This is a genomic window from Undibacterium sp. Ji83W (assembly GCF_049340385.1).
Taxonomy (GTDB): domain Bacteria; phylum Pseudomonadota; class Gammaproteobacteria; order Burkholderiales; family Burkholderiaceae_D; genus Undibacterium.
Genome location: NZ_JBMPOZ010000038.1, coordinates 1 through 13572 on the forward strand (window position 1 = coordinate 1; position 13572 = coordinate 13572).

16 protein-coding genes are annotated in these 13572 nt (G+C 51.3%); 6 read left to right on the plus strand and 10 right to left on the minus strand.

The annotated features are described in order from the left end of the window. The coding region (locus ACO0LD_RS30660) for a transposase (protein WP_423013136.1) at positions 1–608 on the plus strand (608 nt) is incomplete at its 5' end. Between the two features lie 45 nt (positions 609–653). Here the strand turns inward: ACO0LD_RS30660 and ACO0LD_RS30665 are convergent. Beyond that, the gene (locus ACO0LD_RS30665; protein WP_423013138.1) at positions 654–1769 is read right to left on the minus strand and encodes a hypothetical protein; all 1116 of its coding nucleotides are present in this window, start codon (positions 1767–1769) and stop codon (positions 654–656) included. 429 nt (positions 1770–2198) lie between these two features. Between ACO0LD_RS30665 and ACO0LD_RS30670 the strand changes: the two genes are divergently transcribed. The 3 genes from ACO0LD_RS30670 (at position 2199) to ACO0LD_RS30680 (ending at position 4921) form a co-directional block, all read left to right on the plus strand. Beyond that, positions 2199–3650: a hypothetical protein gene (locus ACO0LD_RS30670; RefSeq protein WP_423013140.1), complete on the plus strand. Its 1452-nt coding sequence runs from the start codon at positions 2199–2201 to the stop codon at positions 3648–3650. 135 nt (positions 3651–3785) lie between these two features. Then, positions 3786–4322 carry a MolR family transcriptional regulator gene (locus tag ACO0LD_RS30675; RefSeq protein ID WP_423013142.1) on the plus strand — a complete coding sequence of 179 codons (537 nt, stop codon included), beginning with the start codon at positions 3786–3788 and terminating at the stop codon, positions 4320–4322. Positions 4323–4444: 122 nt separating this feature from the next. Then, positions 4445–4921, plus strand: a complete 477-nt coding sequence (locus ACO0LD_RS30680) for a hypothetical protein (RefSeq protein ID WP_423013144.1) — start codon at positions 4445–4447, stop codon at positions 4919–4921. A 206-nt stretch (positions 4922–5127) separates the two neighbouring features. Here ACO0LD_RS30680 and ACO0LD_RS30685 read toward each other — a convergent pair whose 3' ends face one another. After that, entirely contained in the window at positions 5128–5283 is a 156-nt protein-coding gene (locus tag ACO0LD_RS30685) for a hypothetical protein (RefSeq protein ID WP_423013146.1), read from the minus strand. Positions 5284–5542: 259 nt separating this feature from the next. Between ACO0LD_RS30685 and ACO0LD_RS30690 the strand changes: the two genes are divergently transcribed. Further along, positions 5543–6412, plus strand: a complete 870-nt coding sequence (locus ACO0LD_RS30690) for a hypothetical protein (protein ID WP_423013148.1) — start codon at positions 5543–5545, stop codon at positions 6410–6412. Between the two features lie 516 nt (positions 6413–6928). On the opposite strand, the gene ACO0LD_RS30695 is transcribed toward ACO0LD_RS30690, so the two are convergent. From ACO0LD_RS30695 to ACO0LD_RS30705, 3 genes are read right to left on the minus strand one after another with little or no spacing between them, the layout of a single operon-like run. Next, on the minus strand, positions 6929–7252 hold the full coding sequence (locus ACO0LD_RS30695; RefSeq protein ID WP_423013150.1) for a hypothetical protein: 324 nt from the start codon (positions 7250–7252) through the stop codon (positions 6929–6931). Between the two features lie 29 nt (positions 7253–7281). Next, on the minus strand, positions 7282–7773 hold the full coding sequence (locus ACO0LD_RS30700; protein WP_423013152.1) for a hypothetical protein: 492 nt from the start codon (positions 7771–7773) through the stop codon (positions 7282–7284). A 60-nt stretch (positions 7774–7833) separates the two neighbouring features. Continuing rightward, positions 7834–8100 (minus strand): hypothetical protein, encoded by a 267-nt coding sequence (locus ACO0LD_RS30705; protein ID WP_423013154.1) that lies wholly within the window; start codon positions 8098–8100, stop codon positions 7834–7836. Between the two features lie 130 nt (positions 8101–8230). On the opposite strand from ACO0LD_RS30705, the gene ACO0LD_RS30710 reads away from it, so the two are divergent. Then, complete coding sequence (locus tag ACO0LD_RS30710) at positions 8231–8779, plus strand: hypothetical protein (RefSeq protein ID WP_423013156.1); 549 nt, start codon at positions 8231–8233, stop codon at positions 8777–8779. A 48-nt stretch (positions 8780–8827) separates the two neighbouring features. Here the strand turns inward: ACO0LD_RS30710 and ACO0LD_RS30715 are convergent, their stop codons facing one another. The 5 genes from ACO0LD_RS30715 to ACO0LD_RS30735 form a co-directional block, all read right to left on the minus strand. Beyond that, positions 8828–9652, minus strand: coding sequence for a hypothetical protein (locus ACO0LD_RS30715; protein ID WP_423013158.1), 825 nt, complete (start codon positions 9650–9652; stop codon positions 8828–8830). An 86-nt stretch (positions 9653–9738) separates the two neighbouring features. Next, positions 9739–10347, minus strand: coding sequence for a PqiC family protein (locus tag ACO0LD_RS30720; protein ID WP_423013160.1), 609 nt, complete (start codon positions 10345–10347; stop codon positions 9739–9741). Then, the gene (locus ACO0LD_RS30725) at positions 10344–12080 is read right to left on the minus strand and encodes an intermembrane transport protein PqiB (RefSeq protein ID WP_423013162.1); all 1737 of its coding nucleotides are present in this window, start codon (positions 12078–12080) and stop codon (positions 10344–10346) included. The genes ACO0LD_RS30720 and ACO0LD_RS30725 overlap by 4 nt, the downstream gene beginning before the upstream one ends. After that, the gene (locus ACO0LD_RS30730) at positions 12073–12729 is read right to left on the minus strand and encodes a paraquat-inducible protein A (RefSeq protein WP_423013164.1); all 657 of its coding nucleotides are present in this window, start codon (positions 12727–12729) and stop codon (positions 12073–12075) included. The genes ACO0LD_RS30725 and ACO0LD_RS30730 overlap by 8 nt, the downstream gene beginning before the upstream one ends. Beyond that, a complete protein-coding gene (locus ACO0LD_RS30735; RefSeq protein ID WP_423013166.1) occupies positions 12722–13426 on the minus strand; it encodes a paraquat-inducible protein A in 705 nt (234 codons plus the stop codon). Before ACO0LD_RS30735 ends, ACO0LD_RS30730 begins: the two co-directional genes overlap by 8 nt. Positions 13427–13572 lie beyond the last annotated feature (146 nt).

Genomic DNA, 13572 nt, shown 5'->3' on the forward strand with positions numbered 1-13572 from the left:
GTTATGAACCGGCTACGCCGGAGCAACGCACGATGGATGAGCTGCTTAAACGCAGGGCTAAAATTGTTTCTCTGAAGACGGCTTTACGCCTGACCTGTGATGGAGCGCCGTCACTAAAAGTGAAGGCAGTCAAGCTTTTAGATAGCTTTACAGAATTACTCAAGCAAATCGATCAGGAAATTACCAGATTGAATAAGGACATTCCCAGCCGGGCCGAACAAGTCTGTCGCTTGCAATCCATTGCAGGCGTCGGGTTATTAACCAGCTCCTGGCTGGCAAATCTATTTGACCGTGTCCGCTTCATAAACAGTGATGCTGTCGTTGCATTTGTCGGCATGGATCCGCGTCCGTGTGACTCTGGCCAGAAACGTGGGCGCAGGAGGTTGTCCAAGCGAGGCCCTGCTGAAGGGCGCCGCTTGCTATTTAACGCTGGCATGGCAGCAGCAAAATCAAAGGTTTGGGCACCTGTGTATCAACATTACCGGCAACTTGGCTGGCCCTCAACGGCCGCTATCATGATCATCGCCCGTAAAATATTGCGAATTGCTTTTAGCTTGATCAAGAACGGCGTTGATTTTAATTCTCATCTCATCTCGATAAAAACTTGACGGGAACCATAGAATCTAATCGCACCTACATCATCACGTGTTTTACTACCCACCAGCTTGCGCCAAATCGCATAGCCGCAACAAGTCTGTATCTTTCCATATCTCTAAAAAAGGGCGTGATGCAGAGAAGTGCGGGATGGCTTCCTGATGGCGCTTGCAGGCGCATAATGCCAGTGCCAGGTGGGCCTGGATTTCAACCACAAAATATTTCATGCTGGGTGAGCCAAAGTCTTTGCTGAGTTCCATGGCGCGAGTGAGCAAATCCAGTGCCTCTTTGGCTTCGTCATTTTTGAGTCGGATCAAGCCCTGGCAATACAGGACAATCACTTGCTGCAAATCTGACAGTTTGGCATCTTCAATCTCTGCCATCAGCAGGGCCGCCCCTTTTGTATTGTCCAGCCTGCGCACCAGTGTCACGGCCAGATCCACCGTATTTGCAGCGCCGGGATTAATTTTGCGCGCAGCTTGCTGGGTGATCGCCACTTCCTGGAATTTACCAGCCGCAAAATAAACCGAGGCAAGTCTTCCTTCATAAAAGCCAGGAGCCAACGTTTGGTCGTTCTTTAATACTGCGGCCCGTGCCAGGGCCGCTTCCAGGCGGCCTTGACCGGCTTCGGCAGTGGCCAGGCGAAAAATAATTTCGTGCTCAGGAAATGGCGTCTTGAACCATGACTTCCAGCGCGCAATAAAACGCATCGTACGCTCCATATCAGCCCAGCGCCGCCATGTGCCAGCATCCAAAGCACGATCATATAAAACCAGGGGTGTCGTTGCCCAGATAAACCAGATCAGGTGGGCTACAAATAACATCACGGGTATCAGGGCTGCAACGCTCTGGCTGCCGCGCATAGCATTTGCTATCGCCCACCATACCAGTAAAGGCCCCCAGATTCCGGCATTGTGTGCATACAGCATAGTGAGTCTGACGGCAAGGCTGGATTGCTTTTGCAGTTGCAGCGCATGATCGGCACTCAATCTTAGTCGCAGCCGGGAGTCGGCATTGTCAAGATTGACTGCAGTTTCCTTGCTGTCGATCACCCTGATATCGCGAAAGCCCTGTTTCTCCAACTTGTCATAAGCATCCTCGATGGAGCTGGCTTCTACCCTGTCGGTGACAGTGCGGCTCTGATGGTCTTTCGCTGTGAAATTGAATGCGTACACCAGTCATTTCCTTCATAAAATAAATAGCTGGCATGGCAGGCCACTGCTGCAGCATTCTCTCGACGATCAATAAAGCGGCATGATCATATCAGATGATGGAAGATGCGCAATCCGGGATGTGTGCGATTCAAGCCGCAACACTGCACCTTTGCTGGCTTGATTGCCCGCAGGAATGCTTGTCCCGGGTTGCCCCGGCTGTGCTGCACCAGCATTAAAAAATTGTTCTTGTGATCATTCTTTTGATGCGCTAATGTATATAAGCCCGTGCTGGTGTTAGCGGCTGCTGCACTGTCAGGCAGCATGCCGGGATGTGCCGGGATGTGCCGGAATGCGCCGAAAGTAGAGATACCGGGCGCTAAGAAATACAGATATTCAAGTCAGGCAAATACCTTATCTCTATCACTCACAAACTTGCAAAAGGATATGGAAATGAACGTCACCTTTGATATGTCCCAACTGAACAACCCGGCACTCACCGCTTCCAATGTATTCATCAGCTTTGCTGCAGCGGCTTCTGACATGGTGTATGGCAGCGGCACCAGCGCGCAAACCATCAACTTTGTCAATGGCAACCTGACCGTAGGCGGGCAGTCTTATGGCACTTCGCCCGCATACAGCCTGCAGGATATTGCCACCAATGGCCTGGTGCTGAACTCGGCGACTTCGCTGATAGGCTTTATTTCTTACGGCACCGCAACGGGCATTGCGCAACTTGCCACCGGCACGCAGCCCAATCTACTGAGTGCAGCAACACCTCGTTATTCCATCTTTGAAGTGAGTTATGACGGCACTACCGGCGGTGCAGACATCACCAATATCTCGCAATATGGCGGCTCGATTGAACTGGCTTTCTTGCAGGATGGAACGACACAGACGTATGTCGGCAACACGCTCGATACCACCAGCACCTTCAATGCCCTGGCTGCCGTGTCCGGTTTTTCCGGGAGCACTTCCACCACCGCAGTCTTCCTGGATAACGATGGTCTGTTCTTGCGGGCGATAGGCACCAACCTGTTCCCCGATGGCACAGTGCAAAACCCTTACCCAGGCTTCAATGCCTACCTGCAAAACCTGTTCACAAGCTATGGCAGTAAAAGCGTGGTCACAGAACTGACCAATCTGGCACCGGGACAAAACCCGGGTGGAGCGGGTTCGGCTGGCTTTTTGTCCACCTCGGTGGCCACCCAGGTGACACCCAGCACCAGCTATAACCTCGATTACCATTTCACCGCTACCGTCTCGCAGGTGACAGTGCCTTCTGGCGCCAGTGACCCGAATGGTACCTATAGCGTGCAACTTTCTGGCTATGTCAACGCCACGCCATCGACCGGTGGCAGCACCGTCATTTATAACAATCTGTCAGTCAGCATTGCCGCCGACGACCTGGTTGGCGGCAACCTGTATATGACCAACTTCATCTACCAGGCGGCCACTACGGGTGCGGGCATCAGCGTGACGCAAAGCGGCTGGGACGCCCTGAATAATGACTTCGGCACAGCCAACGTCAATGCCGCTGCCTTGCTCAAGGCCACGGGTGATTTTGCTGAAGGCATGACTTGCGGTTTTATCGGCAGCAGCACCTTGTCCACCACCAGCCCGCCTACAGCACTGTCTGGCCTGAGCAGTTATGAATGGTGGCAAAACCCCACCTTGGCATATGCACCGGCGCAGCCCAATAATAACTATTACAGTGTCTATGGCAATGTCATCAGCGCCAACTCAGGCGGGCAAAACGGCATCACGTTCTCCCGCGGCGGCGTTTATGGTTCTCCCTATGATGACCGCTTCGGCCTGAACCTGATCGCCCCGAATGCCAGTACCGATGAAATGCATATCACTCTGCTGGCTGATGGCAACTTGACTCCGACATCACCTACTTGAAATATAAGAGGGCGTAGGCACGGGTAGAGACATGTCTTAACTACTCGTACCTACGTAACTGCGATTGCCGTCGCATAATTGCCGTATGAAAAAACGGTGGCCAAGAAACTAATACAGTTAAGCGAAGATAAATAGATGAAAACCAAATACTACTTTGATGATGAAGAAGAAGGCACCGCCCGCGAAACGAGCCATCCAGCATTCGTGGCACTTGCCTCAGAAGATTTTTATTACGATTGCACCGATGACTTCAGCCCCTTTGGTAGTGACGACGGCTACGATACCCTGGCTGGCCTTGAAGAATGGTATCGTGAGCATGGCAATAAAAAACCAGTATCAGAATTTTTAGAAGAGTTGCTGGACGACTGGGATTTTGGCCTGCCTGACAAGCTGATACGCGCAGAAGCGCAGGTGATCAATGAATGGCTGGAAGAAGACAAGATGCACGAAACCTATCTCCAGTCAGAATGCCGGGCAAGAGTTGCCACTGCATTCGGCCAGTTGAAAATTGCCGGTCAGGTAGATGCCGACATTCTCGACGAAGCGCTGGCAGCACTACGTTGCCAGCTGTGGTTCAATGAACGCGCCCGCATTCATTATCCGCAATGGCAATATGCAGACCAGGAACTCTCGCGGCTGTCGCAAATGCAAAGCGTCTTGAAACAGCTTTGAGTTTTTTGAATACGGGAAGAAATGAAGAGACGCAGCAGGCGTGCAGTCCTGCTGCGTCTGACAAATTCAGAATGCCAGCGCAATTAAACTCGCGCAAAATTACCCACCATTATCTATAATCTATGACCGTGACTAAATTCTCCTGTCGATCCCTGTTACCCTTCTGCCTGCTGGCGGCTGCGGTTTTTCTGGCCACCGGGGCGACGGCTAAAGCCCCTGAACAGGTACTGGATCTGTCCCTGATCAATCTGATTGCGACGCCAGAGCGCTATCACGGCAAGCTGGTGAACGTGACAGGCTATATTTTCGTTGGCTCAGAAAAGATGGCCGTCTGCCCTTACCCGGTCGAAGTTTCCAGCAAGGACTGCGTCTGGATCAATATCGATTCTGGCCCCTCTGCAAGTGATGCCGATCAGGAGAGAATCTTTAAGAAGCTGGCAGCTCTCGAAAAATTCAATAAAAAAACGGCGACCATCATCGCGAGATTTAATAAAAAACATCAAGGTCAATTCGGCGGCTGGTCTGGTGAGCTGACAAAGATAGTCGATGTCTATGACTACAAGGATCAGTCAGCGCGGGAAACCAGTGTATGGAAATAGGTGGGATGCAGCACAGCGCGCATTGTGGTGCCGTATGTGCGTTAAAAGCGCATGCTTGATTTTTTCCAGCACGCGGCTACTTGAGACAAGTATGCTACCCGGTGCGCGTCGTTATCATGCGGCGCATTGCAATGCGCCCTACGTCACGGATATTTTCAAAAGCTGAAATATTTTATTCCGTGCTCAAGTTGAAAACCTCCAAACCGTCATGCCAGACTTGATCTGGCATCCAGCGGCTTGCGTTGGTCACTTGCACCGGTATTCAGGAATGTCTCGCTGCAAATGTCTGTTGCAAAGCAGGGGCCAAAGTCAAACTCAAAGCCAAAATTCCACGACACTGGATGCCGGATCAAGTCCGGCATGACGGGTTTGCGGGTGATAGCAAATAGCTGCGATGTGATTAATGTCAGGACTTAGGGCGCATTGTAATGCGCCGCATGGGATCAGCATGGCGGCGTAACTGCTGGGCAGTTCGAATATCTGTCCCCCTCGTGAGAACCTGCTTGGCAAAGCTAAGCCGAAAAGTACGCACGTTGAAACTAAGGTGTCATGTCGCAGTGTCTCATGATATATTGCCGATTTGCCATATTTAATTGGCACGTTAACCAACAAGGAAACAATATGTCACTTCGTCCGCTGCTACTATTGCTGGCCGCCTGCTACAGTGCGGGCGCCATGGCCGCTCAGACGTCCGGCGATGCGATGGTCTCTCGAATTGATCACATCTTGATTGAGCAAAAAGCGACCGACGACTCATTCCAGCTCTTCGCGAACCAGCTTCAGGTTCCAGTCATTTGGCCGATGGTGAAATATGGGCCTTTTAGCAGCGGCGGTCTCTACTTCGGCAATGTCGTCCTTGAGTTTGGTCAGTTTGCTGCCTTGGGAGGCGTTGCGCCAGAAAGCCCGCGCCTCGCAGGTATCGCGTTCCAGCCACTCAAGTCGGCGGCCGCGAGCATTGTGGAACTTGAGCAGCATCAGATTGCGCATGGTCCGGCAGAGCCGTTCACCACATATCGTGACGGCAAGACGCAGGCTTTGTGGACCAACGTCAGGATCAACGGAATCGGACCTGGCGATTCCTGGCTGTTTGTGTGTGAGTACCACTTCGACTCCAAGCTCCGCCAGACTGCCGCGCACGACGAGCTACAGAAACTCAAAGGTGGGCCTCTTGGTCTCGTGGGAGTGAAGGAAGTCCTGATTGAGACACCCGACTTGCAGGCAGCAAGGGCGCGGTGGAAGAATCTTCTTCCGTCGGCAATTGAGCAAGAGGCCGGTGCATTCACACTATCATCAGGACCCGTCATCCGGCTTGCTCAAGGGAAGAAAGAAGCGCTCCGTTCATTGACGGTTGAAGTGTCGTCTTTGTCACAAGCCAGGACAGCTCTCGCCGCGCAGAGCATTGCCTATGATGACAAAGGGACGGAAATCCTGCTTGGCAATGGCAATGGCACTGCGCAAGGTCTCCCATTTCGCCTGGTTCAGCGTGATTGAAGACTGATCACTGACCCTTTCCATCGAGCGGACGTGCCTTTGGCCCGCCGCTCATGTCAATTCTGAGTTAGTACAACTTAGATTGAGACGATGGGGGCTGCTTCGGTCGTCGAAGGCACGGGGTCAGGACGTAGGTATGAAAACTTGACGGTAACCACAGAAACTAATTGTACCTATGCTTGCAGTTTGTTTATTTAAGACTTAACCAGATATCATGAGAGATAAAAATAATCATGATCAAGATAAAAAAACAAACTAAGGCTCTCAATGCCCTGGGCCCTATTATTCCAAAAAATTTGATGTCTCTTCTGATTTCCTTATGCCCACAATTTGGACAAGTGACGTGAGTATAGATATCAATAGAGTGGTTTACGTTATTCACAGAAAATATGTTTCCGATTCTTGGAGGATGTGATACTACGATTACATGAGAGCACTTGGAGCAAATTTGATCTACTTCTTCTGTCATAAGCTGTTTCCTACATCTAAAACGAAAATTTCTACCCGGGTAAATTCTCATGGAATTTCTTCATGATTTTCTTCGATAAGATTTGTCCATAAGCGCAGACCAGATTCGAGATTGATGTCATCCATTTTTGTTTTTTGCAATTCCTCCCCCATGTCTGCATCGCTGTATTTGGTGAATACTGCACAGCCACTTGAAAATATAGAGACTACATAAAGCGGGCCAGTCTCGCTACCGCATTCCAGCCAAGCGTCTGGATGTTCATCATCTTTATCCGCAGCAAATAATTCATTGAGCACTTCTTTAAGATCAGCAAGCACCGGGTTTTTCTTTTCTACACCCCAACGGCTCGTCAATTTAATCCACTCATGCATGATGAGTCCTTCGAATATTTAACAGATGTTTACGCAAAAAGATGTTCCTCATCTTCCTGCGTCCACAATTTATTTTCCTCAATATAGTGCGACAATTTTTTTGCACCTGTTGAATATCTTGGGTCCCACTTCATGTGGGCTAAAACAATCATCGCCATGCCGATTTTTTGCTTTTCCAATGGGTAAACAATACTAGATTGGCGGTTCATACCGTTGATCTTCAAAAGAAAATTTGGTTGATAATGGCGACGGGGTTCTGCTCCCCAACAACCTAAGGAATAATGCTTTTCTCTGACAGTCTGAGCCAGGGTTTCGCAAGCTGTGCAGCGGGCAAACGTGAGCAAGTGGTTGATCTCTTCATCCAACTGCAAGCGTACAACATTTTCTTGCAGTATGTTGCCGATAAAATCCAGGCGCGCCTTCAGATCATTTCCTTCAAGGTTTTCACTATCCATGGTGGCCTGTTCAATCAAGGCCAGGTCTTGTATGTCCTTGCCGGATAAAGTTCTGGTATTTGTCATGGCTGGAGTTGATTCTAGATCATAAAATTTACGTTTTTGGGACAGATATGGATGTTAATCTCATGTCAGAAAATCCGAAATACGAATTCCCCAGACAGCCCTGAGCAGGATATTTAATAATACATATAAAGGCAAGATACAAAATCCGTAAAAATATACGCGAAATTTCGCCGCAGTCCGGCCAAGGTAAATAAATCCTGTCAAGCCCAGCGCAGCTAGAGCCGAACCTATCACAAACAATATGTCATATGCTGGTGCGCTAACAAATGTGGATAGCAGGGCGATAGTGCTTAACATTAAACTGAAGACGAGAATGACTATTTTCATGGCAGTGCCCCTGCTCCCGCGCTTTTAGAGACGATTAATGCGCTAACATTCATACATTTATAAACTTGCGGACAATGGCATGCTTCTGAGTCCAGTCTGCTCCGGGCAATAATAAACTAAGGTTTGCGCTATGCAATATTTTGTTGGTCGATTTGCTATTGTCTTGCTGTTGGGCGCACCCTTTACCAGTGCTTTCGCGCAAAATGATCGTGATTTTCGAGAGCTGATGCGCGTATTGCATTTTGCCGAAATTAACCGCGGGAAACTCGAATCAACTTGCAGAGAGAATCCTCAATTCTCAGTCAATTCTCGTTTGATTGACCTTTGTGCCAAGCGTAACTTGATACCGGATACTGTAATAGAAGATGCGGCCTTACCCTATCTAAAACATTATCTCTCAACAGAGCTGGCACGGGAAGCCATAGCCGCATATAAATTGGAACCAGAAAAAGCACTATCACAGAAACTGAGGGCAGGGATCGCTTCTGGTAAAGCAGATGAACTTACGCAAGAAGAACTTTTAATGTTGAAGCGAAGAAATGCGTCAAGGCATGGCCTGGCACTGTCGGCATTTGCCTTAGATCGAGAGCGGGGGATGGCCGTTGCCCGTGCGATGTTTGAATATGAGCCGGATGCTGTCAGCACTGCTAATGAGCAGGCAACGACGACAAAAAAATAGGGGATGTTTGATTTGCGAGAATGGATTGCTAATCGTATTTACGCTCATTTAGTAACCTATTTTATAGCGCCCTTGGTCTTTAGAGCACCAAGCACTCACCATCATATGGAAAATCGGATCATCATGCGCAGAGGCCAGTCTTTCCAGTGCCTTGTAAACATCTGCAAACAGCCAACCGTTAGAGTTTAGTGTGAACCAGGCCTCGGCAAGGCGTTCCTGGTCCATAAAAAAAGAAAATAGTTCGGTCTTTTTATAATTGTTGTACCACATAGGGCAATCTTCGTGGGCACGGATGGTGTTTTCGATAGTTTCATTTAATTCTAGCGAACATGTATTGCGCATACTGTCGCTTGTGAGCTTCATTGCAATATGAGGGAAGTCACCTGAATAGGTACTAGGGTCAGAAAAACAACTTAGTGGGGCATTTTGAAAAAAATCGGGCAAGTTAAGAAGTCCTCTTGGTGCATCGCCATGGGTTTGAGAAATTTCGTCAATTAGTGCAATATCTCTCACTCCTAATGTTTGAGCAAAAGACAAAATTTCTGGAGAAATCTCTTCGGCTAGCGAAATTTCTATATTAATCAAGTATCTTAGGAGTTGTTCAGGTGAACGTGAAATCTCTTTTGACCGGTAAAAGACATTGACATAATTTTTCACGAAGCATGGCGTCCTGTCACCAAACCAATGTTTCCACAATCCTGTATATATCATTCCGTCTGGATCACTCCAAAATGGGATCAGCGCTGGTGGATAACCGTAACAACGTGCAGGTTGCTCAGTACTGCAATTTGGGATTTCAATAGCTCCAGTTGCCAGGCCAATTATTTCGCTCGTGAGACCAATTTCACTGTATAACATTTGGTAATTATTCATTCTGGTGATTATAAAAATTTGAATCCGCAGCTGATATTCGTACTATCGCGCTCCGATAATCGCAACTACGAGCTTGCACATTGACCTTACTTGCGCACGCCAGTCACACTCACCCCAACCTGTTCTGCCAACTGCCTGGCCGCTTCTGACATTGCCGGTGCCACGGCTTCATAAGTTGATCCATTCAGGCGCACGGTAAACACTTTATGTTCACGCTTGAGCAGTTTGCGGCTGCCGTCCAGCACGACCCAGCTGGCTTCCAGCGTGAGTTGCTCGCCGCTGTTGATGAGTAGCTGGTCGACTTGTACTTTGACCTGGTAGCGGGGCAGGCTGTTGTTGTGGGTGGTGGCGATGCCTGCGCTGATGCCGGTGTCGGATGACAGCCAGGCGTCGGGCAGGCGGGTGCGCAGGTGGGCGATGAGGGAGAGGGTGAGTTGTTCGTCCAGCGGGGCGATCCAGCGTTGTTCGTCAGAGATGATGGATTCTGTGGCGGACTTTTGGATGACGAGTTGCTGGCGATTCACGGCCTCTGGCAGTTTGACGGTGGCGATGACGAGTTGATATTGCGGCTCGGCCTGGCTGGCGCTGGCCAGCGGGTAGTCGAGGCGGTAGAGGTGTTCTACTGGCGGTGTGGCGCAGGCGGCCAGCAGCAGGGTAAACAGGGAAATCGTCAGGACGTGTGTGCTTCGCATCATGGTTTTACCTTTTGTTTGCCAAACACCAGGGCATCGGGATGGCGTTCCAGCATGTCGGCGAGGTTGGCGACGGCGCGGGCGGACTTGGCGACTTGCTTGAGTGATTCGCGCATGTCTTGTTGCAGCGGTGCGTCTTCTGTCAGCAGGGCGTTAGCGCTGTTGAGGGTGCCGCGTGCCTCTTTGAGGGTGGATGTCAGCTCAGGGGTGACTTCAGCATCCAGGCGGCGCACCAGTTTTTCTGTGCTGGCGAGTGTCGTGTTGAGCTTGCCCAGGGCTTGCACGAGTTCGTCGGATATTTTGTCGAAAGGCAGTTTGTCTATCTTCTTGGCGATGCGGCCCACGGTGTCTTGTATTTCACCCAGGCCGCCGCCGACGGTGGGCAACACGGGGTAGTCGCTGCGCCAGTCCATCTTTGCGGGGGCGGCATCGGGGAAGAAATCAAGAGCGATGTACAACTGGCCAGTCAGCAGGTTGCCGCTGCGCAGTTGGCCGCGCAGGCCACGGGCGATGAGGTGGTCAAGCAGCGATCTTTCTTTGGCTTCAGTATCATCATCGGGCAGGCGGGCACCTGTGCGCACGCGGGATTTGAGGCGGTCCGGGTAGAGGCTGACTTCGACGGGGAAGCGCGGCAGGCGGCCATTCTCGGCAAATTCCACACCCAGGGATTTGACTTCGCCGATGACGATGCCACGCAAATCAACAGGCGCACCTTTGGACAAGCCACGCATGGTTTCAGGGAAGTACATGAGGACGTTGCGCACCTTGGTGTCTGGCGCGCGCATGGCATGTTCGCGGTCTTCAAACAGGGGGAAGACCGAACCCTCGAACGCGGGTTTGCCACCTGGCAGGGCATCATCATGTTCCTGGAAGGCGAGGCCGCCTTCGATCAATGACGTCAGTGATTCTGTGGTGACGCGCAGGCCGTTGGCATCTAGCTGCATGTCGACGCCGCTGGCATGCCAGAAGCGGGTGTCTTCAGTCACATACTGATCATACGGCGCATCGATGAAGACGCGGATGGTGACGCCCTTGCCATCGCGGTCAAGCTGGAACTTGGTGACGTGCCCGGCATTGATGTGGCGGAAGAAGATGGGCGAGCCATAATTGACTGAGCCGGTCTGTGCGCCATGCAAGACAAATTCACGGCCCGGTGTATCGCGGTTGATCAGGGGTGGTTCTTCCAGCCCGGTAAATTCATTGGTGGTATCAGCAGCATTGCCAACATCGACGCTGATGTAATTGCCGGACAAGAGAGTGGACAGGCCAGAGACCGACCCGCCAGAAATGCGTGGCTTGACGATGAAGAAGCGGGTGTCGGTGGCCAGGATGTCTGATGCGCTCTTGATCAGTTGCGCCGTGACCAGCACACGTTTGCGGTCTGGCGACAGGGCGATGGCTTTGACATGACCGACATCCACATCCTTATAGCGCAGCTTGGTCTTGCCCGCTTCCAGCCCCTCGGCTGATTTAAAGGTGATGGTGATGACCGGCCCCTGGCTGGTAACGCTTTGCACCACCAGCCAGATGCCGATGAGGGCGGCAATGATGGGCACGGCCCAGATAAAGGAGGGCAGGCGGCGCTGTGGCTTGACCTTGACGACGGGTACCATGGCATCTATCGCATCAACTGTATTAACAGTATCGGCGGCATTCGCAGCATTAGTGGCAGCGACAGCCTCCACAGGTTTTTCTGCACGGGGCTTGCCGGGTTTTTCTGAAGTTGGATCACTCATGCGTCTTTGCTACCCAGATTAAACGTGAATCAAAGCTTTGTGCCGACAACATCGTCAACACCACCACAGCACCAAAAGCCAGCGCGCCACCGCCGGGGTGTATCGCCGCCAGCGACTGAAACTGCACCAGTGCTACCAGCACCGTCACAACATAAATATCGAGCATGGACCAGCGCCCCACGGCCTCTATCATGCGGAACAACTGCGTGCGCTGCAAAGGGTTCCAGGCAGATTTTTTCGAGCAGGTGTACAGCAGCAGGCTGATCGAAAACAGCTTGAGCAAAGGCACGACGATGCTGGCAAAGAACACCAGCAGCGCCAGCGGCCATGAGCCAGAATATAACAGTACCAGCACTCCGCTCATGATGGTGTCGTTCTGCGTACCAAAGATGGTATTGGTCTGCATGACGGGCAAGAGGTTGGCGGGGATATACAATATCATCGCCGCCACCAGATAAGCCAGCGATTTGGTCAGGCTGTCTTTGTCGCGCAAATGCAGCGACGCGCCGCACACCGGGCAATGGGTAGCGGCATCATCATTACTGCAGCACAGGGTTTCGCAAATGTCGCAAGTGATGAGGCCAACTGCAGCACCCGTCTGGCCCGCGAGATTGGTCGCGGGGATGTGGCGGTATTCGTGTTCAGCCATGCGACACCCCGGCAGGTAGAGACTTACTATCTACTTTATTTTCTACCTTGCTGTCTTCCGTATTTTTTACCTTATCATCTGCCGCATGCGCCCACAGCCAGACATTGCGCGGCGTGAGCACCGACGTCAGTGCTGCCGTAAAAAAGATCAACGAGGCGCATGACCACAGGGCAGGGCCAATGACAATATCGGCCATATGTTGCAGCTTGACCAGCGACACCAGCAAGCCCAGCATGAAGATTTCTATCATGCTCCAGGGGCGCAGGGTTTGTAACAGGCGCAAAGGTGCACCCAGTGCACGTTTGGCATCACCAAACTTGAGCACACATAATAAAAAGATGGCCACCGATATTTGCATGGCCGGGGCCAGTATGGTGGTGATCATCACCAGCAGCGACAGGATATGCATGCCGTCATCCCACATCGCCAGCGCCGCATGCAAGAGTGTCGTGTCGCGCGTGACTTGCTGCACTTTGAGCGACAACAGCGGGAAGCTATTGAGCAGCAACAGCAATATCACCGTGGTGATAGCCAATGCCAGCGCCACGTCGACACTGGCCCTGCCGTTTCTGTACAGCGTGGCCCGGCAGCGCGGGCAACTGGCAGCCTCACCCGTCACCAGCGGCACATCAATGCAAACCAGGTCGCATTCATGACAGACGATAAATTTGTTGACAGGCTCGATGGCGGGCTTCACGTTATGGTGCGGGTTCAGGTAGAAATCAAGAAAATAGCGCAAAAATAATAGTGAACTGCAACAATGAAAATCGGAGTGCCTGCCATGTGTACGACGATCATGGCGGCGTTGCAAATACCCGCGATAGCCCCGCTATCGCTGTGTTG